Source organism: Archangium sp. (genome assembly GCF_036389735.1).
Classification (GTDB): domain Bacteria; phylum Myxococcota; class Myxococcia; order Myxococcales; family Myxococcaceae; genus Archangium.
Genome location: NZ_DASVWK010000665.1, coordinates 1 through 25,206, shown reverse-complemented (window position 1 = coordinate 25,206; position 25,206 = coordinate 1). Strand labels below are relative to the sequence as shown.

Sequence of the window (25,206 nt, the reverse complement as noted above, 5' to 3'; positions counted from 1 at the left end):
TCGTCGAAACCGATGACCCCGATGTCCGAGGCCTTCATGCCGTTGCGGAACTCTCCCCGGATGATATCGCGGACCTGATCGAGCATGGCCGTGGCGGTGGAGAACCCGCATGCGACAGGCCGTTCACCCGTCCCCTCGCTTCCCGAAGTAAAGGCGCCCCAATTATCGACAAGGCCCAGGGTGGGATAGTTGCTGAGCAATTGCTGGAGTGCGGCCACAATCTGCCGGGTGCTACGGAAGTTCTGCTCCAGCCGCGTTCCCTGGAAGCGCACATCCGTGTCGAAGCCGATGTCCTTGAGACTGGGGTAGCGGGAGTAGACGGCTTGGGCCTCATCGAAGCACATCATGAAGCCTTCAGGGCGCTTCACCAGATGCCGCAACAGCGTCAGTTGGTTGCGGAAGAAGTCCTGCGCCTCATCGAGGATCAGATAGTCGAAGCCCTGCTCCGGCTTGCGGTACTGCTGCCAGACAGTCTTGGTCACCTCCTTGATGGCGTCGTTGGTGAGGTCGTCTGAATCCACGAAGCCCAGATTTCTGAGCGTGTCGTTGTAGATGGTGGCGATCTCCCACACGAACTTCTTGAAGGTCTTCTCCGTGTTCGCTAGCCACCATCCGGGCGGGCGCTTCTCGTTGAGATAGGAGGACAGATCCGCGATGTCGCGGGCCTTGATGAACTGACTGATCTCCGTCTCGATCTCCCAGAGGCCGTGCTTGCTCCTGATATCGAACAGGGCCCACAACGAATCGTACTCCAGTCCCCGCAGGCGCTTGCGAGCCTCGTCCACGGCCAGTTCGATGGCCGCGCGCCGATGGCCATCGCCTTTTTCCGCTCGGTAGGGGGCTAGGGGCTCCACCTTCAGCTCGTCCACCTTGACGAATCGGGCGCACCAATCGTGGAGGCTGGTGATCACGATGTGCTGCGGCGAACTCTCCTCCAAGAAGGGATCGAGTCCCAGTGCCAGCATCTGCTCGAAAATCTTGCTTCCTAGGTCGTGGTTGAAGACGAAGAAGCCGATCCGAACAGGCTGTCCCTGGTCCTTGGCACGGCGTGCCAGCATGCCCGCCCGCATGACTGCGGTGAAGGTCTTTCCCGTACCGGGTCCACCCTGAAGCCGGATGGGTACATCGCGCCCGAGCTTGAGCACGTTGGACTGCTGAGGCGTCAGCAGAGCCATTGCCGCCTCGAAGGAGCGTGCCCCATGCGCGCTGCGTGAGCTGGCGGTAAGCTGGTAGACCTCAAGCGTGGTCAGCTTGCGCTCCCGGCGGCGTGCCTCTGCGTGCAGCCACTTCGTGAAGGCCCGCTCGATGAGCTCGAACTGCTCATCCGAAACCTGGCCCATGAGCTCGAGCAGCTCGTCCTCACCCCTCATGGCGAGGACTTGGCGCATGGTCTCTTCATGGACGATGCCATGTTCGCGCAGTTGGTTGAGGGTGATCCATCCATCCCGCAGCGGAGCGGGCGCGGCTACGGGTGGTTGCTCTGCGGGCAGTATCAGGCGAGGCAGTCCCTGCTGGGATTCGAGCGCGTTCTCATGGAGCTTGTTCCACGCGGAGAGCTGCTGGGGCGTCGGCTGGCGGATGGTGGCCGAGTTGGTGTGGGTGGACCAGAGGTCGGCTTCGAAAAGGCCGAGGACCGTCGACAGATTGGCGCCCTCCACCGTGAAGTGGAGCCGGTGATAGCCGCCTGGCGCGAAGATGGTGTGGACGTGCTGCTGGCGGAGGTATTTGAGCCCGGAGCGCTCCCGGGATTCCGCGATGTTAGCGATGTCGAGCAGGCGCTTGTAGAGCGCCTCCCAGTCTTTGTGATCCAGGAACTCGTCTACTACATGACCCGGGAGGATGAGGGACCGCCACTCGCGTGGAGGGGGGCGCTCCCGCGTCGGAGCTACGTCGAGGAGCGCGTAGACGTTCTCAAGGATTGCCCCCGCGAGGAACCGCTTTCCCGCGACCTCAAACTTCACGCCACCACTGGTCGCGGATGGCGGATTGCTGTCGAGGTGCATGATGGCTTCGGCCATCGCCGCGTGCCCCTGCTCTCCCAGCACACGCAAGACGTTCTCGCCAATCCAAATGGTGTTCATGAATCTTCCGTTCCAGGGTGGGCAGCCCACGCTGGCCTATGAGCGCTAGCGCTCTTGTCAGTAAGGATGTTGGCGGGATTCATCCGCGGAGACCAGGACGCGGAGGGTCCGGCAAGACGAGCACGTCTAAGGTGCGGTGGGAGGGCGCTGGCGCTCGACGGCGGCCTTGAGCTGACCACAGCCGGCGTCGATGTCGATGCCGCGGCGCTGCCTCACGGTGCTGGGCACCTCGTAGCTGGCGAGGATGTCCTGGAAGGCGCGCACGGCCTCGGGGCCGCTGGGGCTCTGCGCGTAGCCCACCGTGGGGTTGAGGGGGATGACGTTGACGTGCGCGTCCATGCCCTCGAGCAACCGGCCCAGGGTGTGCGCCTGCTCGGGCGTGTCGTTCTGCCCGGCGATGAGCGCCCACTCGAAGAAGATGCGGCGCTTGCGCTTCTCCACGTAGTAGCGGCAGGCATCCATCAGCTCGGCGAGGGGCCACTTGCGGGCCGCGGGCACCAGGGCGCCGCGCTCGGCCTCCGTGGCCCCATGGAGGCTCACGGCGAGTTGCACCGGCCGGTCCTCGTCCGCCAGCCGGCGGATGCCGGGCACCACGCCCACGGTGCTCAAGGTGATGAAGCGCGGCGCCAGCGCCAGCCCCTTGGGGTCCACCATCGTGTCCACCGCCGCCAGGGTGGCGTCGTAGTTGTGCAGGGGCTCGCCCATGCCCATCAGCACCACGTTGCGCAGCGACTCGTTCGTCTCGCGGAGGATGCGGGTGACGTGGAGCACCTGGCCGATGATCTCCCCGGGCGTCAGGTGGCGCACGAAGCCCATCTGCCCGGTGGCGCAGAAGACACAGCCCATGGCACAGCCGGCCTGGGTACTGAGGCACACGGTGGCCCGGCCCTTGAACCGCATGAGGACCGTCTCCACGGTCTGCCCGTCGCGCAGCCGCAGCAGCAGCTTCCGGGTGTAGCCGTCGGTGCTGAAGACCTCGTGGTGGGTGACGGGCCGCTCCAGGCGGGTGCGCTCGCGCAGGGCCCCCACGAGGTCCGGCCGCAGCCCGGTGAGGGCGTCGAACGACTCCACCTGCTGGCGGTAGAGGGCCTCCCACAGGAGGTCGCGGTGGTAGGCGCTGTAACCCCAGCCGGCGAGCAGCTCACCGAGGGCGGCTCGCGACAGGTCGTACAGGTTGACCGGAAGGGGAGAGGGCGTGGGCTGCATCGTCACGGAGCGATAACACACCCGGGCGCCCGACTCATGGGCGGCGGGCGGCCGGTCGGGCCCGGAGCCGCCTCCCTCCTCTATATGTCGGAGGGGAGACGGCTCCTGGGATTCGTACTCGCTCGTCTGGTGACTGGACAGTCAAGGGGGGATGTAGGACCCCCTGGGGCGACTTACTGTCCCCGGGTGAGGATGGAGCCGCGGTGGGATGTGGTGGTGGTGGGGGGCGGTGCCAGTGGAACGCTGCTGGCGGCCCAACTCTTGAAGAATGCCCGGGGGCCCCTGCGGGTGGCGCTCGTGGAGCGCTCGGAACGGGTGGGGCCTGGGTTGGCCTACTCCACGGAGAGCCCCAGTCACCTGCTCAACGTCCCGGCGGCGCGGATGAGCGCCTTTCCGGACGACCCCGAGCACTTCCTGCGCTGGGTGCGCCGCGTGGCGCCGGAGACGGGCCCCGGCGACTTCGTGCAGCGCCGACGCTATGGCCGCTACCTGGAGGCGGTGCTGCGCGAGGCCCGGGAGGGCGCGGCGCCCGGCGTCCACCTGGAGTCCGTGGCGGGCGAGGTCGTCTCGGTGTCCCGGAGCGGTGAGGGGGCGCGGGTGACGCTGGCCGGGGGCAGGGTCCTCCAGGCGCGCACGGTGGTGCTGGCGGTGGGCAACGCGCTCCCGGCCGACCTGCCAGTGCGGGACTTCGGCCTGTACTCGAGTCCCCGCTACGTCCGCTCCCCCTGGCTCCCAGGGGCCCTGCGCCACATCCAGCCGCATCACTCCGTGATGCTCGTCGGCTCGGGCCTGACGATGGTGGACACCGTGCTCTCGCTGGCCGAGCGCAACCACGAGGGGCGCATCCACGCCGTCTCCCGGCACGGACTGCTCCCGCACGTGCAGCGCCCCGGAGTCGTCGCGGGCAAGGCCCTGGACGCCTCCAATCCCCTCCGGGTGCGGACCCTGCTACGGGCGCTGCGCCACGAGGCGCGGAGTGCCCCGGAGAGCACGGACTGGCGCGGGGTGATGGATGCCCTGCGGCCCCAGACGGCGGCGCTGTGGCGGGGGCTGCCGGTGCCGGAGCGGCGCCGCTTCCTGCGGCACCTGCGCGCCTACTGGGACGTGCACCGCCACCGCATGGCCCCCGAGGTGAACGAGACGCTGGAGCAGCTCCGGCGGGTCGGCCTGCTGCGCATCCACGCGGGCCGCGTCCGGGGTTTCCTGCCGACGGGGCCGGAGTGGGTGGAGGTTCGCGTCCAGCCGCGCGGGCTCGGGTGGGAGGGCGTGTTCCGCGTCCAGCACGTCATCAACTGCACCGGCCCCGACTGCTCCATCGCCCGGGGGCACCCGCTGCTGCGCGGGCTGCTGGAGGCGGGGCTCGTCCGGGCGGATGCCCTGGGGCTCGGCCTGGCCACGGACGCGGATGGCGCGCTACTCGACGCCGAGGGCCAGCCCTCCGAGGTGCTCTTCACGCTCGGCCCCCTGCGCCGGGGCGATCTGTGGGAGAGCACGGCCGTCCCGGAGATCCGCACGCAGGCGCACGCCCTGGCGCGCGGGCTGTTGGCGCGGCTCGACGCCCGTCCCCATGCTCCCAGAGCCGACGCCTTCCCTTCGCCGCCGACCTTCTCCTGAGAGAGCGACGCCGTCATGGGCCTTCAAATCCTCAAAGAGTCCTTCGAGCCCCAGGAGTATGAGCGTTTCAGCAAGCGTCTGAAGGAGAGCCTGGAGGCACTCCGCCAGGTGCTGGAGCGCCCTGGCTTCGGGGTGGGGCCGCGCACCATCGGTGCCGAGCTGGAGATGTTCCTGGTGGACTCCGCGGGCTACCCGCTGCCGGTGAACCAGCAGGTGCTGGACCAGACGACGGACCCCCGGGTGACGGTGGAGATCGACCGCTTCAACCTCGAATGCAACCTGCGGCCGGCACCGCTGGCGGGGCGCCCCTTCACGGCGATGCGCGCGGAGTTCGAGAGCGCGCTGGCGGAGGTGCGGCGCGCGGCGGCCACGCAAGGGGCGCGCGTGGCGGTGATGGGCATCCTCCCCACTCTGCGCGAGGTGGACCTGGGCAGCCGCGCCATGACGGGGATGCCGCGCTACCGGGCGCTGTCGGCCTCCATCCGCCGCCTGCGCGGGGACACGCCCTTCCGCATCGTCATCGGCGGGGAGGACTCGCTCACCCTGGAGTGGGACGACGTGACGCCCGAGGGCGCCAACACCTCGCTCCAGTACCACCTGCGGGTGGACCCGGCGGACTTCGCGCGCATGTACAACGCGGCGCAGCTCGCCACGGCGCCCGTGCTGGCGGTGAGCAGCAACTCGCCCTTCCTGCTGGGGCGGCGGCTGTGGGACGAGACGCGCGTGGCGCTCTTCCGGCAGGCGGTGGATGACCGGGGCGAGCCCCAGCCCGGGGTGCCACAGCACGGGCGCGTCACCTTCGGGCACGGCTGGGCGCGCCAGGGCCCGCTGGAGCTGTTCGCCGAGGCGGTGGCGCTGCACGCGCCGCTGCTGCCGGTGCTCTCGTCGGAGTCCCCGCTGGCGGGCGTGGCCGGGGGCGGCGTGCCCCGACTGGACGAGCTGCGGCTGCACCAGGGCACCGTGTGGAGCTGGAACCGCGCCATCTACGACCCGAGCGCGGGCGGCCACGTGCGCATCGAGCTGCGCGCGCTGCCGGCGGGCCCCACGGTGGTGGACATGCTGGCCAACGGCGCGCTGCTGCTGGGCCTCACGCTCGGGCTGAGCGAGCAGGTGGAGTCGCTGCTGCCGGGGCTGCCCTTCATGTGTGCGCGGGGCAACTTCCTGCGCGCGGCCAAGGAGGGCCTGGACGCCGTGCTGCTGTGGCCCGAGCGCTATGCGCCCTCGCCCCGGCCGGTGCCCGCCCTGGAGCTGGTGGAGCGGTTGCTGCCCGTGGCCCGCGACGGCCTCGTGGGTGCTGGGGTGGAGGCCGAGGAGGCGGACGCGCTCCTCTCGGTGGTGGAGGCCCGGGTCCGTGCACGGACCACGGGTGCACGCTGGCAGCGGAAGATGTTGGCCAGATTGGAAGCCCAGCTTCCCCGCCCGGACGCCATGGCCGCCCTGCTGGAGCGTTATCTGGTTCACGCTGCGTCTGGCAGGCCGGTCCACGAGTGGCCACTGGACTGAACCAGCAGTCGACCTGCGACGAGGACTTGCGAGCAGGCCCTCACCTTTGCGACGCTTCAGCTATCTTCCATGCCCCTCGTTTCGTTGGTCTGCCCTGGTGAGTGAGCCTGTTGCTGCGAAGGTCCTCGTCGTCGAGGACAACCGGACGATGCTGGCTTTGATGCAGTACTACCTGAGCAAGGACTTCACCGTCTTTCTTGCCCGGTCCGCTGAGGAAGCGCTCGAGGTCCTCCAGCGGGAACAACTGCACGCGGTCGTCTCGGACCAAAACCTTGGTGATGGGTTGATGGGCGTGGACCTCCTGAAGAGGGTGGCCGAGCTCCAACCCCATGCCGCCCGTATCCTCGTGACGGCCTCCCAGAAGTTGGAGGACGCCCAGAAGGCCATCAACGAGGCGCGGGTGAACCACTTCCTCACGAAGCCGTTCACCGAGCAGGAACTCAAGAACACGGTGGGGCAGGCGGTGCACAACGCCGCCCTGCTCTCCATCCGCGACAAGATGGTGCAGGAGCTCAAGGAGCAGCTCGGGCTGCGTCCCGCCAAGCCGGCCGCCGGCGGGGTGGCGGCCAAGCCGGGAGCGGGAGCTCCGCTGCCGAGCGCCCGCGCCAAGGCGCCCGAGCCGCGCCCCACCGATGCCAAGAGCGCCTCGCAGTCGCTCATCCCCGAGAGCGAGCGCCTGGCGTTCCGCGACGGGCTGACGGGGCTCTACAACCACCGCTACTTCCAGGAGGCGCTGAGCGCCGGACTGGTGAGCGCGCGGCGCCGCGAGCAGAAGCTCGCGCTGGTGCTCGTGGACATCGACCGCTTCCGGCGCTTCAACCTCTCGCGCGGCTACGCCGAGGGCGACAAGCTGCTGCGGCGGGTGGCCCAGCTCGTCAACGAACTGATGGAGGACCCGGTCACCCACGCCCGGAGCGACAACTCCTCGGAGATCGCCGCCCGGTACGACTGGGACGTGTTCGGGGTGGTGCTCTGCAACGCCGACGCGGAGCGGGCGCGCCTCTACGCCGAGAAGCTGCGCAAGGCGGTGGAGGAGCTCGACTTCCCCGAGGGCAGTGGCAGCTCCGTGGGCGAGGTCTCCGTGACCGCGGCGGTGGCCGTGTTCCCGGACCATGCCCGCAACGAGCAGGAGCTCATCTCCGCCGCGGAGAAGGCGCTGCGCTCCTCCAAGGAGACGGGTCCCGACCGCGTGGTGCTGGCCACCAAGGGCTGAGGTGAGCCGAGCAGGGTGGGAACGGGCACGCCCCTCAGCGGGGGTGCTCGTTCACGCGGGTTCCTCGTCCGTGCCGCGGCGCAGGCCGAGCCTCCGGCGCAGCTCGCGGGCGGACTGGCGGCTCACCTCCACCGTCTGCCCACGGGCTGTGCGCGCCAGGTAGCCGCCCGTCTCCAGCGGCTCCAGCCGGGTGACGTGGGCCAGGTTGAGCAGGGCGCGCCGGTGGACGCGGTAGAAGCCCTCGGCGGGCAGCCGGTCCACCAGCTCCTGGAGGGTGAAGTCGGTGAGGTAGTCCCCCTGCGAGGTGAAGACGGTGACGAGCTCGTCCTCGAGGGTGGCATGGGAGATGGTCTCCGGGTCCACCAGCACGATGCCCTGGCGGGTGGGGATGGGCAGCCGGGCCAGGGGGCGCGAGAGCGGGTCGACGGCGGAGCCCCTCACCGGCTCCAGGGGGCGGGGCACGAGCCGGTTGCGCACGCGCTCCAGCGCCTTCTGGAGGCGCGAGGCCTCCACGGGCTTGAGGACGTAGTCCACGGCGCCGTGCTCGAAGGCGTCCACCGCGTGGTCGGCATGGGCGGTGACGAGGACGACATGGGGTCCGTCCTCGGGGAGCAGCGCGAGCGCGTCCAGGCCGCTGAGCCCGGGCATGTGGATGTCGAGCAGCACCACGTCCACGCCGCCGGCGCGCACCGCGTCGAGCACGGCCTCGCCATCGGCGGCCTCGCCACACACGGTGGTGTCGGGAAAGGCCGCCAGCAAGCGCGTGAGGCGCTTACGGGCGACGAGCTCGTCGTCGGCGATGAGGATGCGCAGCGGTTGGCTCACGCGCCGGGAGTGTAGGCGAGGGCGGGCCCACACTCCATGGGGGGTGGCTGCATGTCGCGCCCCCGGCCCCTATGCTCGGTGCTCATCCAGACTGGGGAACACCATGAGGACGTCATCCATCCAGAGCAAGCTGTTCCTCCTGCTGGCGGTGGCCGCGAGCGTGCTCATGGGCTTGTGGAGCACCCTGTATTGGATGAGAGGGCTCGTTCGCGACAACAACTCCGCCGTCTCCCAGGAGTTGGAAGTGGCGGAGCGGCTCGACAAGGCGGCCCAACTCCTCCAGCGGCTCAACACGCCGGGCAATGACGTGCTCGAGAGCTGGGACTTCGCGGGGGAGCAGGGCCGGTTCGACGAGTACCAGCGGGACTACGAGCGCCACTTCCTCGTGCTCGAGGTGGCGCTCGCGTCCGACCCGCTCCTGGCTCGCGAGGTGGCACCAGTGAAGCACGCGGTCGAGGAGCTGGTCTCCCGAGCCCGGGAGGTGTTGGCCGCCGCGCGCCAACGGAGCGAGGCGGAGCGGTCCGGCGACCGTGCCGCCTTCGAGTCCGCCACGCTCAAGGCCGGGCAGCGGATGGCGATGATGGATCAGGCCTTCGCCCGTGCCAGCAAGCGCTTCGAACAGGCCGGCACCCTCCAGCGCGAGCGGATGCGGACGCTCGTGGCGGCCTCCGCCCGCTCCAGCGAGCAGCTGGTGTCCTGGACGCTGGTGGCCCTGCTCGTCTCGCTCGCCCTCCTCGTCCTGCTGGGCGTGACGTCCCTGCGCTCCGTGGTGGTCCGGCTGCGCAGGGCCACCGGGGTGCTGACGGAGATCTCCCAGGGAAACCTGGTCCATCACTTCGAGGTCGAGTCGAAGGACGAGCTCGGAATGCTGATGGGGACCATGCACGCGATGAGCGGCGACCTCTCGCGCATCATCGGGGAGATTCGCACCGGCTCGCACGGACTCGCCGCGGCCTCCGATCAGGTCTCAGCGACCTCACAGGCCCTCTCGGAGGGCACGGGGGCTCAGGCCGCCTCGGTCGAGGAGGCCACCCAGGGCCTGATGGGGATGCGCGAGTCCATCGAGCGGACCGCGAGCAACAGCCGGCGGATGGAGCAGATGGCGCTGCGAGGCGTGAAGGACGCCGAGGAGAGCGGCCGGGCGGTGGGCGAGACGGTGGAGGCGATGCGGTCCATCGTCGAGAAGATCTCCATCATCGAGGAGATCGCCTATCAGACCCACCTGCTCGCCCTGAACGCGGCCATCGAGGCGGCGCGCGCGGGAGACCACGGTCGGGGTTTCGCGGTGGTGGCCTCCGAGATACGCATGCTGGCCGAGCGCAGCCGGGTGGCCGCGCGGGAGACTCTCGGCGTGGCGGGCTCCAGCACGAAGGTGGCCGAGCGCTCCGGCGTGCTGCTCTCGCAGTTGGTGCCCTCCATCCGCCAGACGGCCGGGCTCGTCCAGGAGGTGGCCACCGACTGCACGAGCCCGTCGCTGGCGGTGGCGCGGATCAGCCAGGCGATGGTGCGGGTGGAGCAGATCGCCCAGAAGTCCGCCTCGGCCTCCGAGGAACTCTCGGCCACGGCCGAGGAGGTGTCCGCGCAGGCCGACGTGCTGCGGCAGCTCGTGGCGTTCTTCCGGATCGACCAGCGGGAGACGTCCTCCTCGAAGGACGGGCGGCTCTCGTTCCTGGAGTTCGGCACGGGTGGGCGCGTGGCTGAGCGGGGCGCACCCGGGCGCTTGTCCCTCCCGAGGAGGTGACAGCGCGGTTTGCTCAGCGGGGCTCGGCCTTCTTGAAGCGCAGCTTCTTCATGGACTCGAACTTCGCCCGATCCCTCGGCGGCGTCGTCGCCACCAGCCCCTCGAGCATGCGCTTCGAGCTCTGGAAGATCTCCTCGACGGCGACCTCGAAGGCATCGGCGTTCTGCTTCGACGGCTTGCGCGTGCCGGCGATCTTGCGAACGAACTGGAGGGCCGCCGCGCGGATGTCGTCATCGGTGGCGGGAGGCGCGAAGTTGAACAGGGGCTTGATGTTCCGGCACATGCCCCAAGGCTAACAGAGCCGAGGCTGTCCGTTTTCGAGGGGACTGGTCCCAGGAGTGGAACGCCGGATTGCCCTGGGGTCGGCGGCAGGTGGTGAACGCCTGAGAAGGCGCAGCACCTCGGCGAAGTCGACGAGCGTGAGCCCGAGGCCTCCGGCCGCGACGGCGGCTCGCCGACGGGCACCACGCGGGCGCTCCCGTACCGTCTTCCAGAGCCAGGCCGTGTCGAGCGCGTCCGAGACCGAGCGCGCCCACAACCACGGGCGACGGTCGCGGTGCATCAGGAGTCCCAGGCCGATGACGACGTCGCGCATTCCCGCGGCGCGCACGTGCGCGCTCCGGCCTCGCAGCCGAAGAAGGCGGCGGATGCGGTCCGCGAAGGCCAGCAGGACAAGCCCCGAGCCGACACTCCCCCAGCCGAGCGCCCGCGGCAGTCGTTCATCGCCCATGGCGTACACCTCCCGCCCCGGGAAGATGCGTGCGCGGGCCCGCGTCGCCAACCTGCTGGTGGCCCCAAGCCCTCGGCGAGACGCTCGCCAGCAGGCCTGCTTCTGTCACTCGTCTTCTTTCTTCAGCGGCTCGCGGCAGGTCTCTTCCAGCGCCACCAGCGGCGTCGAGCGGCAGGCCCAGCAGCACCAGGACGACCCAGAGACTCCCCACGCGGTCTCGCCACCCCCAGGACATCACTCCGCCTCCTGAAGCGTCAGAAGGCGTTGAGTATAGAGTCGGCGCATTCGCAGCCTCTGTCCTGGAGTGGGCGGGCGCCTCGTCCGTCAGGGCAGGCTGCGGAATTCTTCTGACCTCATAATTTTCCGCGACCCAAGCATTTCACGGGTTTTACAGGGTTGGCGGGGAGGGGTCCGATGAAGTCTCGAGGGCGTTCCGCAGCACATGCCGTGCCCGCCGTGGTTCCCTCGCGCCCCTCGGAGAGCAGGGCTCCCCGCATCCGTCGCATGCTCGCGGTGCGGCGTGAGGCCTGGGCCGAGCAGGTCCCCGAGACGCTGGGACGCAGGCCGCTCCGGGATGTGCCAGGAGTCATCTTCCTGGCCTTCGGGCTGATGAAGGCCTTCGCCAGCACCTTCCCGTTCCTCGTGGGGGCGCCGGACCTGGCGGTGGCCTCGGGACCCGAGGGCTTCGCGCGGATGCTGACCGGGCTGGGCGTGCCCTTCCCGCTGTTCAACGCGTGGATGGTCATCCTCATGGAGGTGCTCTGCGGAGTGGGGCTCATCCTCAGTGCCTGGATGCCGGCGACGGTGCTCCTCACCCGCCTGTGTGCCCTGCCGCTCGCGGTGGACATGCTGGTGGCGCTCTCCGTGGGTGTGCGCCAGGTGCGGGGCAATCCGGTCGTGCTGGATGGTCTGCCCGTCATGAATCAAGCGTGGCGGTTGCCGCTGGAGGTGGGCCTGCTCGCGGCGATGGTGTATCTGCTGTGGAGGCCCGTGGCCCGGGAGCTCTTCCACGCACCCGAGGCAGCACCTTCCCTGTCCAGATGACCCTCGCCCCAACGCTGTACGACTTCCAGATCGCCCTGAGTCACGTCGATCGTTCCATCGACCAGCCGCAGTTGAGCCTCAAGGTCGCGCGTCACCCCTCCGAGACCATGCAGCGCGTCTGGCTGCGGGTGCTCGCGTTCTGTTGGCTGTGGGAGGAGCGGCTGACCTTCGGCAAGGGCCTGGGCGAACCCGAGGAGCCAGACCTCGAGTGCCGCGACTACACCGGCCTGGTCACGAGCTGGGTCCGCGTCGGCAAGGCGGACCCGCTGAAGCTCCAGCGCGCGGTCGATCAGAACCCGCATGCGAAGGTGACGGTGCTGTTCGAGTCGCCCCAGCGGCTCGAGGCGTTCCTCACCGAGGCGCGCGAAGTGAAGGCAACGCGCGTGGCGAAGGCCGAGCTGGCGGCGATCGACGCCGGGCTGCTGCGCGCGCTCTCCGGCTTCGAGTCACGACGGATCAAGCTGTCGCTGACCATCGTCGGCGATCACGTCTATGCCGAATGCGAGGGGCAGAGCTTCGACGGTCCGCTGACCCGCGGAGCCCCGTGAAGCTCATTCCGTTCCTTGGGCGGGCACCGGACCGAGGAACCTGCGGTACCCTCGCTCGCGATGGAAACCCACGCTGAGCCCCAAGCGGTCCGACGTCCCGAGCTGGAGGAGGAGCGGGAGATCGAGAACCTGTTGCGCGAGGAATCGGCGCACGGTGAGCGCCTCGTCTCGCTCGTCCGGGCGCTGGCTTTCAGCATGGCCATCGTCATGAACGGCGCCTGGGAGAACGAGGGCCCGACGCCGAGGATCGTGCAGCAGCTGATGCCCTGGATCGCGGGCGGCCTGCTGCTCGGGTGCTGGGGCTGGTACCTCTTCGTGCGCCGGAGCGGGTACCGGCCGCTGTACGCGCGGATCAGCTCGGCGCTGGACGCACTGGTCCTCGCGGACTTCACCCTCGTGGCGGTGCTCGGCTCGATCGAGCAGGGCCACGGCGTTCCGACGGTGCTCTACAGCGGGGCGGCACCGCTCTCGTTCCTGGCCTTCTTCGTGCTCGTGTCGGCGGGGCTGCGCCAGGATCCGCTCGCGTGCTTGCTCACTGGCGTGTTCGCCATCGTCATCACCGGCGTGTCGATGTGGGCGATCCAGCCGCACGTGGACGCCGGGCTCCTGGAGCAGCTCGGGAGCTTCCCGGCGGGGATGCTCTGGATCGTTCGAGGAATGGCCTTCATCGCCTGCACGGTGGTGGTGGCGCTCACGGCGCGGCGGGCCCGGGAACTGGCACGGCGGGCGGGACACGCGAGCGCGGCACAGAGCCGGGTCATCCAGCTCTTCGGCAAGTACGTGGCGCCGGAGGTTGCCCGGGGAGTCATCAACGCCAACGGCGAGGCCCGGGCCGAAATGGTGGAGGTGACGGTCCTCTTCACCGACCTGCGCGACTTCACCGCGCTCTCGGAGAAGCTGTCGCCGGGCATGGTGTTGGAGGTGCTGAACGCGCACTACCAGGCCATCATCCCGGCGGTGCACGCGCATGGCGGCACGGTGAACAAGTTCATCGGCGACGCCCTCATGGCCACCTTTGGTGCGCCGCTCCGGCAGGGAGCTCACGCCGAGCGGGCGGTGCGTGCGGCGCTCCAGATGCTGGAGGCGATGGAGGCGCTCAACGTCCGGCTGCGCGAGCGGGGGCTGCCCGAATTGGAGATGGGCATCGGCGTGGCCACCGGTCCGGTGGTGGTGGGGACACTCGGGGCGACGCAGCGGGTGGAGTATGCGGTGATCGGCGACACGGTGAACACCGCGTCCCGGCTGGAGGGGTTGAACAAGGAGCTGGGAACGCGGTTGCTGCTCTCGCCGGGGACACGCGACGCACTCGCGGGGGTATTGCCCACGCGCGGGCTCGGCGAGGTCTCGGTGAAGGGCAAGGCGCGGCCAGTGCCTGTCTTCACCATCGAGGGACTCCCCGCGCGCACTGCGCCCGCCCCGGTCCACTGAAATGAACATCCATGATACGCTTGCAAACGTGGCGATTCTCATCGCATCTCGGCGGCAAGCGGCGAGTTTGATGGGTCGAAACGAGGAAGAGGCGCTCTGGCGCTATGTGCGCGCACTCAGCGACTTCGTCCACGTCACAGGCCAAGTCTACCGGTTCGAAGACTCATTCGGGGGGGCTGCTCCAACAGAACGTCCCCTCGTCAGCCCACGCCTGGGCGAGCACGAAGGGACGTTCGCGCAACTGGCGGTGGAACTGTTGCTCAAGACACTGGCCGAGACACTTGAGCCCGAACAAAAGCAGCACGTGTGCCTTCTCATCGCCCTCCTCAGCTTCATCGCTGAGACTGGACAGGTCGATGAGGTCGAGGACTTCTTCAGTAACCAACTGGAGTATGCCCCGGTGGTCATCGTGCACTTCACCAAATACGAGGAGGCGCAGGCATGGATGAAGGGTGTCGCGGAGCCACCGAGCCCAGCCCACCTCCTCATTGGCGATGACTATCATCAATTCTGGTATAGACGTGAGGATAATACGCGCGGGATGTATCGCGACTATGCGATAGAGCCGGCGATGGAGGCACTTACCGCCAGGGGAATCCCCCCACAACTACCTTCGTTCGCCACACGAGTGGAGGCGGAGGAGTGGTTGATGAGCCACCCAGCCAATCCCTATGCCTTCGTGGCGATCGCCGGGGAGCACTATTTCGCGGTGCACCACCGGAGGCTGAAGCGCCATTCTCTCCACCATGTGGCGTCAGCCCTGAATGCCTGGGAGGAGCACAAGAAGGCCGTCGAACTCGACACGGCCTTGGAGGCAGCAGCGCGGTCGGATGGAGGCGGCGAGTAGGTTGACTCCCCTCGCGCGCCGCCTCACCCCGGTTCACTGAGGGGGTCAGGTTCTTCACCTGCGCTCAGAAGCGCATCGCCTCGATGGCCGCCACCATCTTGCCGACATCGTAGGCGTAGAAGCCCGCCGAGTTGAGGTTGTTGATCTCCCCGACATAGAGGGCCCCCTCGTGCATGAACACGTCCAGCACGTAGGCGCGATCCGGGTTCCAGCGATCGGCCATCTCCTGTGCGAACGCCTGGACCTCCGGCTCGACCTCGGGTGAGGACAGGACCCGGTCCCCAAGCTTGTAGCGCGTGCCGGTAATCACCCGGCCATCGACGATCACCATGCGGTACTCGCGCTGGATCGTCTTCGGCTCGCTGACCGCCACCACCGTCTCCGCGTTGACGGTGGTGTACTCCTCGAGCCGTAGAACGCTCTCGCGCCAGCTGGCGAACTCCTCCCACGTGGTGACCATGCCGGAGAAGGCCTTGTCATCCAGACAGGGGCGGATGAAGAACGGCCCGCCGCGCTGGGGGACGTCGGCGAAGCGGTAGACCCCGGCATCGGCGTTGAGCAGATGAGAGCCCAGGTGCTCGCGCCAGATCCGGAAGTCGAAGTTGTCGTTGAGGAAGGCGCCAGGAACCCAGCCGCGCTCTCGGGCGTAGCGCGTCAGGGAGAGCGAGCCCATCACCATGAGGTGGCCGGGAACCTCGATGGCCGGTTCGATACCGCCACCGAAGGGGATGACCTTCACCAGGGTGTGCGGGATGCCCCCGTGCTCCAGGGTGCTCACCAGGTCGTGAAAGCCGCGCTCGTTGAACAGGTTGTTCTGGACGATCCAGTGCATGTGCCACTCCCTGGGGGCACTCCGACGTACTGCCTCGTGCGCTCCTGACGCAACCGGGCCCCCTGCCAGGTAGGGGGGAGCCCGAAGATTTTCTGCATCATTTTCGAGCCCGTCGGCTCATTCATTTCAAGGGGGGGTCCTGTTCGAGCCGACGAAGGTGAACGCGGGACGAGCCGAACACCCCCTCATGCTGTCCGAGCAGCTGGCCGCCACCCTCCCTCTTCAAGGAAAGTCCATGATGGCAATCGTGCAGACGCACGGCTGGAAGCGTTTCCTGCCGGTGACCTTTGCGATGTTTCTCGTTGCGGCACTCCCCACCTGCACGTCTCCCACCGAGGAAGAGGGCACCGCCGAGGTGGGAGTCTCGGCCCAGGCCCTCACCTCCGCCGATGTCACGAAGGTCACGCTCTCCGTGAGCGGGACGGGCATCTCGCCGAACATCGTCCGCGAGCTCGTGAAGACCGGAGGGCAGTGGAAAGGGGTTATCGGCGGCATTCCGGTTGGGACCAACCGCACCTTCCTCGCCGAGGCGTTTGACGCGGCCAATGCCAAGATTTACGAGGGGCAGATGACGGGCGTCCCCATCACCAGTGGTGCGCCTACCGGCGTGACCATCCTGCTCCAGCAGCACACCGCGCCTCATCCCTTCGTGAACAGCGCGCCCCGAATCGCCGGGGTCACCACCTCCGCGTCGCAGGTGGCCCCCAACCAGTCCGTCTCGCTCTCGGTCACCGCCTCTGACGCGGACGCTGCCGACACGCTGAAGTATGCGTGGACGGCCACGGGAGGAACGCTCGCCAATGCCAACACGGCGACTCCGACGTGGACGGCATCGGCTGCCTCCGGAAACCACACCCTCAGCGTCACCGTGAGCGACGGCAGGGGGGGGCAGGCGGGCGTATCGCTGACCATCGCGGTGGTGCAGGCCAGCAGCTCGTCCAACGTCAGCGTCTCCTTCAACGCCTGGCCCGTGGCCTCGCAGGTCGTGGGTACCCCCTTCGGCCAGGTGGCTCCGGGGGGCGTGGTCAACCTGGACGTCACCGCCGCGGACCCCGACAATGACCCCATCACCTATGGCTGGGCCGACGGCGGCTGTGGCGGCAGCTTCAGCAATGTGTCCATCAAAAGCCCTGTCTGGACGGCGCCCGCGACGGCTCCCGCCAACGGGGTGTGCAGGGTGACGGTTACCGTGACGGACAACCGCCAGGGCAGCACGACGGGCCAGCTGGGCATCAACGTGGGCACGCCTTCCGTGCCCAACGGTGTGCCGGTGATTGCCGGAACGTTCCAGTCGAGCCAGTCGGTTCTGGCCGGGGAGACGGTGAATCTCGCGCTGAGCGCGTATGACCCCGAGGGTGGGGCCATCACGTTCGCATGGAGCGCGAGCGGAGGGACGGTGGGGAAGCCGGTGAGCAACGCCTCGCAGAGCGAGGTGGTCTGGACGGCGCCCGCGAGCGGGGGGGCGTTCACCATCAGCGCGATGGTGAAGGATGGAAATGGACAGCAAACCCTCCAGAACTTCACCATCGACGTCATCTCCTATGCGTGGACCAATGGCAGCTGGGGCGCGTGCTCTACCGCCTGCGGCACGGGGACGCAGACGAGGACTGTTTCCTGCCGGCGCTCGGACGGCGTGACGATGGCTGACAGCTTCTGCACCGGAACCAGGCCGGCGACCTCACAGAGCTGCACGGGCGATTCCTGCACCACGTACACCTGGGCCACCGGAAGCTGGAGTTCCTGCTCCAATGACTGCGGCACGGGAATGCAGACGCGGACCGTCACCTGCCAGCGCATCCAGGACGGGGCGACAGTGGATGAGAGCAACTGCACCGGAGCCAAGGCCGCGGCCTCTCAGAGCTGCGAGGTGTGTGCCGCGGAGTGCAAGTACTCCTGCGACTTCGGTAGCTGCCCTGCTGTCACCAGGTCCACCGTGCAGTGGGGTCCGCAGTCGAATTCGCCCTTCAACGCGGGCACGACGGGCTACTACTACTACTGGGCTGAAAGCGCCTATTGCTGGACCACCAAGCCTGGCTGCTCCAGAACCTGTCCTTGAGCCAGCGCCGGGGCGCAGGGGCTGGCCAGATTCAGCCCATGTGGCTGGGAGAAGTGCGGTTTGTCCACTCAACTGCGTGCAGTGCTCCTGGCCCTGGCGGCGGTCGTGCTCCTGGAAGGGTGCGCCACGGGCTCTCCTCGCGGGAGCCTGATGAGCGGTAGCGGTCTCCACGCGCGAGCCACCTCGTTCCGCTACGACTCCGGACCCCAGCTGCCCGCGGTCATCCTCGTCCCCGGGGAGGATGTGGGAGGCTCCGACGGCTTCCCCGAGCGGACGGCGGACCCCTTCCAAGTGGTGCAGGAGGCCAGCGGCCTCGGGGAAGAGGCCCGGCACCCGGCGGGCGCGGCACTCTACCTGGGGTCGGCGCGGGAGCTCCTGGGCCGCCTGGCGAAGACGCCCGCCACACAGAGGAGTTTCGTCCCTCGCCGGGTGCTGTTCTGGCTGCTGCGCGAGGTGCTCGAGGGCGGCGAGCGCGTGGAGTACGCCGACTTGAAGTGGCGTGCCGAGCGCTTCTGGCTGCTGGTGCTGGTGCGCCCGGACGGCTACCTGGTGGCCGCGCTCACCGGCACGCCCATCCAGCGCCTGGGCCCACTCGAACTGGTGCGGGGCGAGTGGAGGGTGGGCGGCCTCCGGGTGGGCGACTTCTATTTCTCGCGCGGTGGTGTCTTCTACCCGGTGAATGAGGCCCTACGGCGCGCGGATAGCCCGCCCCTGGCCGAGCTGGGCCTGGGCAGAGACCCGCTCAATGCCGCGCTCGACGGGGCCCAGGACGCCATGGCGGAGATGGCGGTGGCCCTGGCCCAGTCCCTCCTCCACCCCATCCGCTCCGTGGAGGACCTCGCGCAACTGCCCACCTCGGTGGCGAGCCTCATCGCCTCCTCGCCCGAATATTTCGCGCGCTACGGCGCCATGTCCTGGGAGGACCAGATACGCGAGGCTGCGCGCCTGTCCACGCATGTCCTCATGATGCTCGGGGGCGCGGAGGCCACGGTGGGGCGCATGGGCGGGTTGGGAGCGGAGCTGCCGGTGCTGTCGCTCACGACCAGGGGCGAGCTGGTGCTGGGCGGAGCCGTGGTGGCGGCAGGGACGACCACGGCGGGCATGGACCTGGGAGCCCTCTCCATCCTCCACATGGCGAGCAGGGGCCAGGGGAACACCGGCGGCGCGAGCGGCAAGGCGGGTCATTCCTCCCAGACGGCTTCGGCGCAAGGGCCCGGCAAGTGGACGTACAAGACACCCACCACCGAGTCCGCGCAGGCCCGTGACTACCAGGAGCAGGTGACGGGACGGCCCGCCTGGTATGTGTACATGATTGGCGAGGCGGAGTTCGACGGCTTCAACGGCAAGGAATTGCTTGAGGCCAAGGGAGGCAGCTACAAGAACTTCCTCACGAAGAGCGGTAGAGGACAGCCCTGGTTCGTCAATGGAAAGGGGTTCAAGGGGCTGCTACAGCAGGCGCACCGACAGTCAAGGCTTGCCATGACGCTGAATTTGCCGATGGTCTGGCACGTTGCCGAGGCGGAATTCGCGAGCTTCCTTCGCAAGGTTTTCGCGAGCGAAGGCTTGGGCAACATCACCGTACGCCATACGCCGCCAGTGCGGTAGGGGAGGAGCACGCATGCGGGAGTGGTACTACGTGGGGGCGTACTGGGGACCTCGGAAGGAGACAGCGCGGGAGTGTGCCCAGCGCGCGGAGCTCTTCTTCCATCTGCTGACGAGATGTGACCCGACGTTCACCCAGTGGTACCGGGGGGGACGTGGCGCCCCCCGCGAGCTGCCAGGCCACCCGGTCCGGCCAGCGGTCGAGGAGTGGGAGCAGTTGTTCCTTCGCGGGAGGAACCGCACGGACGTCGGCAAGAAGGTCATCGAAGACCTGGGCTTCATGGAGGTCGTGGTGAATGCGAAGAAGGATGCAACCAGTATCCATCTTCACTGCGGGGAATACTCGCCATGGGGATCGGGAAACACCTGCCTGATCTACCCGCCCGAGGAGGGGCCGGCGGCGGAGCGGATTCTGAGCGCCCCAGTGCTGGCCGAGGTGCTCACCAGCATGGCCACGGCGTGGGACCCGGACTTCGCGATGGCCAGTTCGACCGAGATGGTGGACCTCGTCCAGAAGCGAAAAAGGGAGGTGCGGGTGGGCTGGCTGACGTACCTGTCACGCCGCCTGGGGAAGCTGCCCCCGCTGCCCGCGCCCGTGCGCGTCGAACCGGTGGGCACACTGGGATGGCTTCTCGTCCTCTCTCCCGAGCGCATGATGGCGCACAACCCCGAGCACGTGGCGTTCACCGCACGCGTGCGCGAGTTGCTGGACCGGGCGGGTCTCATCGAACGGCCCGATTCCGAGCTGGTTGGCGAGTGACACGAGGTCCCCAGGAGGGTGGTAAAGGACTCGAACGGCCCCGCCGACGGAGAGCGCCGAGCGTGTCACCTGGGCAGTAGGACTCCCCGGAGGCACCGTGCACCTCCTGGATCGGGTGCATGGCTGTGTGCGAACAAGAGCGTTGGGCCTTGAGCAGGTCGGGAGGCCAGTGAGGAGCACGCGTGGACGAGGAGAAGAAGTCCGAGTCGAGCTGGGAGGAAGCGGAGCGGCTGGGGCCGTACCAGCTTCACGAGCAGGTGCCGCAGGACGACCACAGCCATGGCGAGTTCTACCGGGCCACGCACGTGACGACCGGGGCGCCGGCCCTGGTTCGCAAGCCCGCCGCCAAGGAAGAGGAGGGCGCGGTGCCGCTGGACCTGCGGGTCCGCATCATCTCCTCGGCCTCGCCTGCCTACGACGCCATGGAGGTGGAGCAAACCTCGAGGTCCGTGGCCCCCGACAGGCAATCGGTGGAGTCGATGGTGTCCACCTTGGAGGATGTGCACAAGGCGGTGGGGCGCATGGCCCACGCCTCCTCCGCCTCCGAGGAGCCCCGCCCCCGGCAGCACCTGGGGCTGGTGAAGCTGGTCGGGGCCGCCGCGGCGTGCGCCCTGGCCTTCACCGTGGGCCGTCATGCTCCCGTGTCCCCATCGCCGAGCGGTCCGGAGCCCGTGGCGAGAGCCGGGCCAGCTCCCATGAGCCACGAGGTGCCGACGGACACCGCAGTGCCCTTCACGGGCAATTCTTCGCCCAGGGGCGCCGTGGATGGTGGGCCCCCTCTCGCCCACCCCTTTCCGCGCAAGCCCTACAAAGGGCAGAAGCGCCCTCCCTGCACGCCGCGTGTCGAGGTGGAGATCATGGGCGCCTGCTGGGTGCCTCACATGCTCAAGGCCCCGTGCCCGGAGGAACTCTACGAGTACCAAGGGCAGTGCTACACGACCTCCATGCTGCCCCAGCCGCTGCCCCAATCGCTCGGGCAGTGAGGGGCAATTTCTCGGTATGCTTTCCTCCTCCGTCCCTCCGCACGTCCAATCGGTTCACGTTGCTCGGCTTCTCTGAGACCTGCTCACTGCTACCCGGAGGTCGTGCGGCGTGCATCGAGGAAGCCGCGGATGCGCTGTTCGAGGGCACCGATGTCCTCTGGGCAGAGCTGGCGGACACGCTCGTATCTGGACGCGGCAGCCCTCGCCAGCGACTCCCGGCCGCCATAGGGCTGCTCGGAAACCCCCTGGAGCTTCGCGAAGGGCTCGAAGTAAGCCTCCTTCGGATCACGGTGGGCCCGCACATCGGCCCAGGCCCAATCCTTGGGGATATCGTGTCCCGCGAGCACCCAGACCTCGATCTCCTGCCAAGCGTTCTCGCCAAGCAGCCGCCGAGATGCCACCAGGACCTCCGCCGCCTGCGATTCGATGGTGTCGATACGGCCACGGCGATGAGGCTCCCCGTCGCGATCGACGATGAGCAGGAACAGGTCCACCATGCCGCGATAGCGAACGAGAACCTCCTGGATTCGCTCCCATTTCAGTGCTTGGTCGACGCTGCCCAGGAGTGGATCCTGGCAGACGCGCACCACGGCACGCGGCCTGCCCACCGCGGACATCATTGCCTTCACCAGAGGCTTCAGGACGTACTGGTCGAGCGCGAAGTTCTCTGGGATGACGAGTACATTCACGGCGAAGCCTCGGGCTGCTCGGGAGTGTCATCACTCTCCGCGAAGGCCACTGCATCCTCCAGCCATCCCGACGCATGCAGGCGGGCGAGGTCCTGCTCTTGGAGGACCCTGGCCGCCTCGGGAATATCCAAGATGCGCCGGATCCGTGCATCGCTGCGCCCCTCGGAGCGGTACACGAGCGCCGCATGCTTCAGCGAAGCCTGCCCCAACAGCCCGAGGAGTTGCGGCGAGTGCGAGGAAGCGATGACCTGAATCGCTCCCTCGGAAACCTTCCGCTCGATGAGCGCGGCGAGCAGATGGATCCGCGTGGGATGAATGCCGTTCTCCAACTCCTCGAAGAAGTAGAAATTGGCCGGAGTGGGCCCCAATAGCGCGGCAATGGTCGCGAGAAAGCGCAGGGTTCCATCCGAGGCGCTGTAGGCCGACACTCGCTGGCCCCCCTGTTCGACGAGGGAAACCAAGACACGCCCCACTTGGTCGGGGACGAATTCGAAGTCCACGACATCCAGCGGCGTCAGCGCACGCACCCACTCCACCAGCGCATTCCGTGTGGACTCCTGCTGGCAAATGGCCTGCAGGACCGATGACAGATTCTCACCTCGATCTCCGAGAATCGTTTGTCCAGGGATCGAGGGAACGCGCATGGCGTCAGGTGACAGGTCGAGGAAGCGCATGGAGGCCAGCGCTCGAATTGTCTCCCTCGCGATTTCCTGCATGCCAGACTCGAAGTCGAGAAGCTGCGTCAACACTGGACGGTCGTTGTGTAGACGTCTCGTCTTTCCGGATTCACCTATCGTGATGATGAGCGGAAAAGGAGGTGGCATGCCCGGGGATGGGCCACTCGAGACAGTGTCAAACACGTCCCAAGCCCCAACAACCAACCGCTCCGCGATGACCGTGGGAGGCTTGCCGCCAAGCCCCACATCAATCTCGATGCGGTAGAAGGCGTCTGCCGGAACCCTCTCGAGGTGGAAACCAACCTCCAGCGCGAATGACGTAGCCCCCTGGAACGCGGCTTCCCGCGTCCCGCCTCGGATACCCCGCCACTGAAGCACTCCTCCCTCGACCCACTTTTCTCCCAGCGTCTCGGCAATGGTGTAACCCCGCGAGATGCCATGCAGCACGCGGAAGGCATCACGCAGGTTGCTCTTCCCCGAGGCATTGGTCCCCACCACGACCGTAAATGGCCCTAGGGGGAGCAGTGCCTCTTGGAAATTCTTGAATCCTTCGAGCTTCAGGTAGCGGAGCATGGGCTTCTCCGGAGCGACTCAAGGGGAATGTATTCCCCCTCCCGCTCTCAGGCAGTGAGTTTCTCCGGGACCAGCAGTCCCTTCATGGACGTCATCTCGGCCCCCCCCCTTGCCTTCTGTGACTCACGAGGTCAGCCCCGGGGGCGGCGGGAGGCGCGTGCGGGTGTCACCTCGACCACGGTGTCCTCGGCGATGGCGAAGAGGCGCTCGCCCGCGCGGGGGCGGATGTCCTGGCCACCCGTGAAGGCGCTGAAGGCGGGGAGGACGCCCACCCCGGTGCCCAGGTGGAAGCAGGGTAAGCGCAGTCGGTCCGCGCCCGTGTTGAGGCGCACCGTGGGGTGGAGGTGGCCCGCCCAGACGTAGCGCCCCTCGGCGGGCTCCGGGTGGTGGGAGAAGCGGAAGGGGCCAAGGTCCGTGTGCGGTTCCACCAATTCCATCCGCCACGCGTCGGGCAGCACCAGGCGCCGGTCGTGGTTGCCGCGCACCAGCACCATCTCCACGTCATGCCCGGAGCGCCAGGAGGCCACGCGCGCCACCACGTCGGGGGTGAGACCCCGGAGGGAGTGCACGAGGTCCCCCACCAGCAGCAGCAGCCGGGCCCCGGTGGCGCGCAGGGCGGCCGAGAGGCGGGCGAGGTCATCCTCCAGCACCCCCGAGGGCAGGGGGATGCCGTGCTGGTGGAAGCTCTCCGGCTTGCCCCAGTGCAGGTCCGCCACCGCGAGCACGCCGCCCTCGGGCCAGTGCAGGGCGCGCTCGGGGCGCAGCTCCACCTCGGTGCCGCCTAGGCGGACAGGGTGTCCTCGCGCAGCCATTTCTCCTTCATGCGCTGCACCCGGTCCAACAGCGACTCGTTGGACAGGGTGGCGCCCATGCGCTCGACGACGAGCGGGAAGCCCAGCGGCGTGGGCCGTGGGACGTGAATGCATTCCAGCGGCGAGCCCTCCAGGCGCTCCAGCGTGCGCGTGAGGCGGCTCTGCTCGAAGTGCTGCTCCAGCACCTCGCGCCGGGCCTGGGAGAGCAGCAGGTGGTCCGGCTCGTAGCGGGTGAAGACGTCATAGAGGAGCCCCGAGCTGGCCTGCACCTGGCGGGTGGACTTGCGCGCCCCGGGCAGCCCCGGCATCACCAGCCCCGCCACCCGCGCCACGTCGCGGAACTGGCGCCGGGCCAGCTCCCCCAGGTTGACGCTCTCCAGGATGTCCTCCAGCAGCCGCTCGCGGGTGAAGAGGGCCGGGCGCAGCGCCTCCTCGAAGGGGAAGGGCGCGGGGGTGAGCAGCTCCAGGCCGTAGTCGTTCACCGCGAGGCTGAAGGTGGCCTTCTGCAACCGGGTGAGGCGCAGGGCCAGCAGCGCGGCGAGGCCCTCGTGCACGAGCCGGCCCTCGAAGGGGTAGAGGAAGAGGTGGTGGCCCTCGCGCGTCTGGCACAGCTCGGCGAGGCAGGCGTCCTGGGCGGGCAGGCGGGACAGGCGGGCCTGGGCCTCCAGCACGGGGCGGGCGGCGTCGAGCTCCGCGGTGTCGAGCTGCCCGTGGCGCACGGCGTGGAAGGCGCGGCGCACGGCGGCGGCCAGCGAGCCGGAGATGGGCAGCCGTCCACCGCTCCAGCGGGGCGTGGCCGAGGCGCGCTCCTTCGCGGGCTTCACGTAGGCGGTGAGGTCCTTGAGCATGCGGAACTCCAGCCGCTTGCCGGCGAAGAGGAAGGTGTCCCCGGGGCGCAGGCGGCCCACGTAGGACTCCTCCACCGTGCCGAGCCGGGCGCCATTCCAGTAGCGCAGCTCCACGCTGGCGTCCGAGGCGATGGTGCCCACGTTGAGGCGGTGGAGCCGGGCCACGCGCGCGTCCGCCACCACGTAGCGGTCCTCCAGGCGCGTGACGCGGTGGAACTGCGGGTAGGCGTGCAGGGTGGGGCCGCCCTCCGTCACCAGGGTGAGGGTGCGGTCGAAGTCCTCGTCGGAGAGGTCGCGGTAGGCGTAGGCGTCACGCACCTCGGCGAGGAGGGCGTCGCGGGAGAAACCGCCGCCGAGCGCGCAGGTGACGAGGTGCTGGGCGAGCACGTCCAGCGGCTGGTGGAGGGGCGCACGGGGCTCCACCTGCCCGTGGGCGAGGGCCTCGCGGGCGGCGGCCATCTCCAGCAGCTCCAGGGCGTGGGTGGGGACGAAGAGGAGGTGCGCGGTGGCGCCGGGGCGGTGGGCACTGCGGCCGGCGCGCTGGAGGGTGCGGGCGATGCCCTTGGGGCTGCCCACCTGCACCACGCGCTCCAC

General features: G+C 68.6%; 21 protein-coding genes and 1 pseudogene. 12 read left to right on the top strand and 10 right to left on the bottom strand.

Translation table 11 applies throughout. From position 1 onward, the window contains the following. Positions 1-2,081, bottom strand: a 2,081-nt coding sequence (locus VF794_RS23435) for a UvrD-helicase domain-containing protein (RefSeq protein ID WP_331114010.1), incomplete at its 3' end; no start/stop codon positions are given. A gap of 126 nt (positions 2,082-2,207) precedes the next feature. After that, the gene (gene rlmN, locus VF794_RS23430; protein ID WP_331114012.1) at positions 2,208-3,287 is read right to left on the bottom strand and encodes a 23S rRNA (adenine(2503)-C(2))-methyltransferase RlmN; all 1,080 of its coding nucleotides are present in this window, start codon (positions 3,285-3,287) and stop codon (positions 2,208-2,210) included. A 192-nt stretch (positions 3,288-3,479) separates the two neighbouring features. Between rlmN and VF794_RS23425 the strand changes: the two genes are divergently transcribed. The 3 genes from VF794_RS23425 (at position 3,480) to VF794_RS23415 (ending at position 7,617) form a co-directional block, all read left to right on the top strand. Next, the gene (locus tag VF794_RS23425) at positions 3,480-4,901 is read left to right on the top strand and encodes an FAD/NAD(P)-binding protein (RefSeq protein ID WP_331114008.1); all 1,422 of its coding nucleotides are present in this window, start codon (positions 3,480-3,482) and stop codon (positions 4,899-4,901) included. Positions 4,902-4,916: 15 nt separating this feature from the next. Next, the gene (locus VF794_RS23420; protein WP_331114006.1) at positions 4,917-6,404 is read left to right on the top strand and encodes a glutamate--cysteine ligase; all 1,488 of its coding nucleotides are present in this window, start codon (positions 4,917-4,919) and stop codon (positions 6,402-6,404) included. A gap of 97 nt (positions 6,405-6,501) precedes the next feature. Continuing rightward, positions 6,502-7,617 carry a GGDEF domain-containing response regulator gene (locus VF794_RS23415; RefSeq protein ID WP_331114004.1) on the top strand — a complete coding sequence of 372 codons (1,116 nt, stop codon included), beginning with the start codon at positions 6,502-6,504 and terminating at the stop codon, positions 7,615-7,617. A gap of 51 nt (positions 7,618-7,668) precedes the next feature. Here VF794_RS23415 and VF794_RS23410 read toward each other — a convergent pair whose 3' ends face one another. After that, positions 7,669-8,442 carry a LytR/AlgR family response regulator transcription factor gene (locus tag VF794_RS23410; protein WP_331114002.1) on the bottom strand — a complete coding sequence of 258 codons (774 nt, stop codon included), beginning with the start codon at positions 8,440-8,442 and terminating at the stop codon, positions 7,669-7,671. Between the two features lie 103 nt (positions 8,443-8,545). Here VF794_RS23410 and VF794_RS23405 point away from each other — a divergent pair, with 103 nt between their 5' ends. Beyond that, positions 8,546-10,183 carry a methyl-accepting chemotaxis protein gene (locus VF794_RS23405; protein WP_331114000.1) on the top strand — a complete coding sequence of 546 codons (1,638 nt, stop codon included), beginning with the start codon at positions 8,546-8,548 and terminating at the stop codon, positions 10,181-10,183. A gap of 13 nt (positions 10,184-10,196) precedes the next feature. Here the strand turns inward: VF794_RS23405 and VF794_RS23400 are convergent, their stop codons facing one another. Beyond that, positions 10,197-10,466, bottom strand: a complete 270-nt coding sequence (locus VF794_RS23400) for a DUF2277 domain-containing protein (protein WP_331113998.1) — start codon at positions 10,464-10,466, stop codon at positions 10,197-10,199. Positions 10,467-10,475: 9 nt separating this feature from the next. Further along, complete coding sequence (locus VF794_RS23395) at positions 10,476-10,913, bottom strand: hypothetical protein (RefSeq protein WP_331113996.1); 438 nt, start codon at positions 10,911-10,913, stop codon at positions 10,476-10,478. A 414-nt stretch (positions 10,914-11,327) separates the two neighbouring features. Here VF794_RS23395 and VF794_RS23390 point away from each other — a divergent pair, with 414 nt between their 5' ends. From VF794_RS23390 to VF794_RS23375, 4 genes are read left to right on the top strand one after another with little or no spacing between them, the layout of a single operon-like run. Continuing rightward, positions 11,328-11,957: a DoxX family protein gene (locus VF794_RS23390; protein WP_331113994.1), complete on the top strand. Its 630-nt coding sequence runs from the start codon at positions 11,328-11,330 to the stop codon at positions 11,955-11,957. Further along, a complete protein-coding gene (locus VF794_RS23385) occupies positions 11,954-12,505 on the top strand; it encodes a YaeQ family protein (protein ID WP_331113992.1) in 552 nt (183 codons plus the stop codon). The genes VF794_RS23390 and VF794_RS23385 overlap by 4 nt, the downstream gene beginning before the upstream one ends. Positions 12,506-12,565: 60 nt before the next feature. After that, positions 12,566-13,933, top strand: coding sequence for an adenylate/guanylate cyclase domain-containing protein (locus VF794_RS23380; RefSeq protein ID WP_331113990.1), 1,368 nt, complete (start codon positions 12,566-12,568; stop codon positions 13,931-13,933). Between the two features lies 1 nt (position 13,934). Continuing rightward, complete coding sequence (locus VF794_RS23375) at positions 13,935-14,780, top strand: hypothetical protein (RefSeq protein ID WP_331113988.1); 846 nt, start codon at positions 13,935-13,937, stop codon at positions 14,778-14,780. A 64-nt stretch (positions 14,781-14,844) separates the two neighbouring features. Here VF794_RS23375 and VF794_RS23370 read toward each other — a convergent pair whose 3' ends face one another. Continuing rightward, complete coding sequence (locus tag VF794_RS23370; RefSeq protein WP_331113986.1) at positions 14,845-15,612, bottom strand: ATP-grasp domain-containing protein; 768 nt, start codon at positions 15,610-15,612, stop codon at positions 14,845-14,847. Between the two features lie 235 nt (positions 15,613-15,847). Between VF794_RS23370 and VF794_RS23365 the strand changes: the two genes are divergently transcribed. The 4 genes from VF794_RS23365 to VF794_RS23350 all read left to right on the top strand — a co-directional run bounded on the left by VF794_RS23365 (position 15,848) and on the right by VF794_RS23350 (position 21,013). Continuing rightward, positions 15,848-17,668, top strand: coding sequence for a thrombospondin type-1 domain-containing protein (locus tag VF794_RS23365; RefSeq protein ID WP_331113984.1), 1,821 nt, complete (start codon positions 15,848-15,850; stop codon positions 17,666-17,668). Positions 17,669-17,728: 60 nt separating this feature from the next. After that, complete coding sequence (locus VF794_RS23360) at positions 17,729-19,273, top strand: Tox-REase-5 domain-containing protein (protein ID WP_331113983.1); 1,545 nt, start codon at positions 17,729-17,731, stop codon at positions 19,271-19,273. 13 nt (positions 19,274-19,286) lie between these two features. Then, the gene (locus VF794_RS23355; RefSeq protein ID WP_331113981.1) at positions 19,287-20,030 is read left to right on the top strand and encodes an Imm52 family immunity protein; all 744 of its coding nucleotides are present in this window, start codon (positions 19,287-19,289) and stop codon (positions 20,028-20,030) included. A 182-nt stretch (positions 20,031-20,212) separates the two neighbouring features. Further along, a complete protein-coding gene (locus tag VF794_RS23350; RefSeq protein ID WP_331113979.1) occupies positions 20,213-21,013 on the top strand; it encodes a hypothetical protein in 801 nt (266 codons plus the stop codon). An 89-nt stretch (positions 21,014-21,102) separates the two neighbouring features. On the opposite strand, the gene VF794_RS23345 is transcribed toward VF794_RS23350, so the two are convergent. From VF794_RS23345 to VF794_RS23330, 4 genes and pseudogenes are all read right to left on the bottom strand, one after another. Continuing rightward, on the bottom strand, positions 21,103-21,702 hold the full coding sequence (locus VF794_RS23345) for a hypothetical protein (RefSeq protein ID WP_331113977.1): 600 nt from the start codon (positions 21,700-21,702) through the stop codon (positions 21,103-21,105). Next, positions 21,699-22,952 (bottom strand): AAA family ATPase, encoded by a 1,254-nt coding sequence (locus VF794_RS23340; RefSeq protein ID WP_331113975.1) that lies wholly within the window; start codon positions 22,950-22,952, stop codon positions 21,699-21,701. Before VF794_RS23340 ends, VF794_RS23345 begins: the two co-directional genes overlap by 4 nt. Positions 22,953-23,083: 131 nt before the next feature. Continuing rightward, positions 23,084-23,764, bottom strand: a complete 681-nt coding sequence (pdeM, locus tag VF794_RS23335) for a ligase-associated DNA damage response endonuclease PdeM (RefSeq protein ID WP_331113973.1) — start codon at positions 23,762-23,764, stop codon at positions 23,084-23,086. Then, a pseudogene (locus VF794_RS23330) lies at positions 23,734-25,206 on the bottom strand (DNA ligase-associated DEXH box helicase); the annotation flags it as partial. The pseudogene VF794_RS23330 and the gene pdeM, both read right to left, overlap by 31 nt.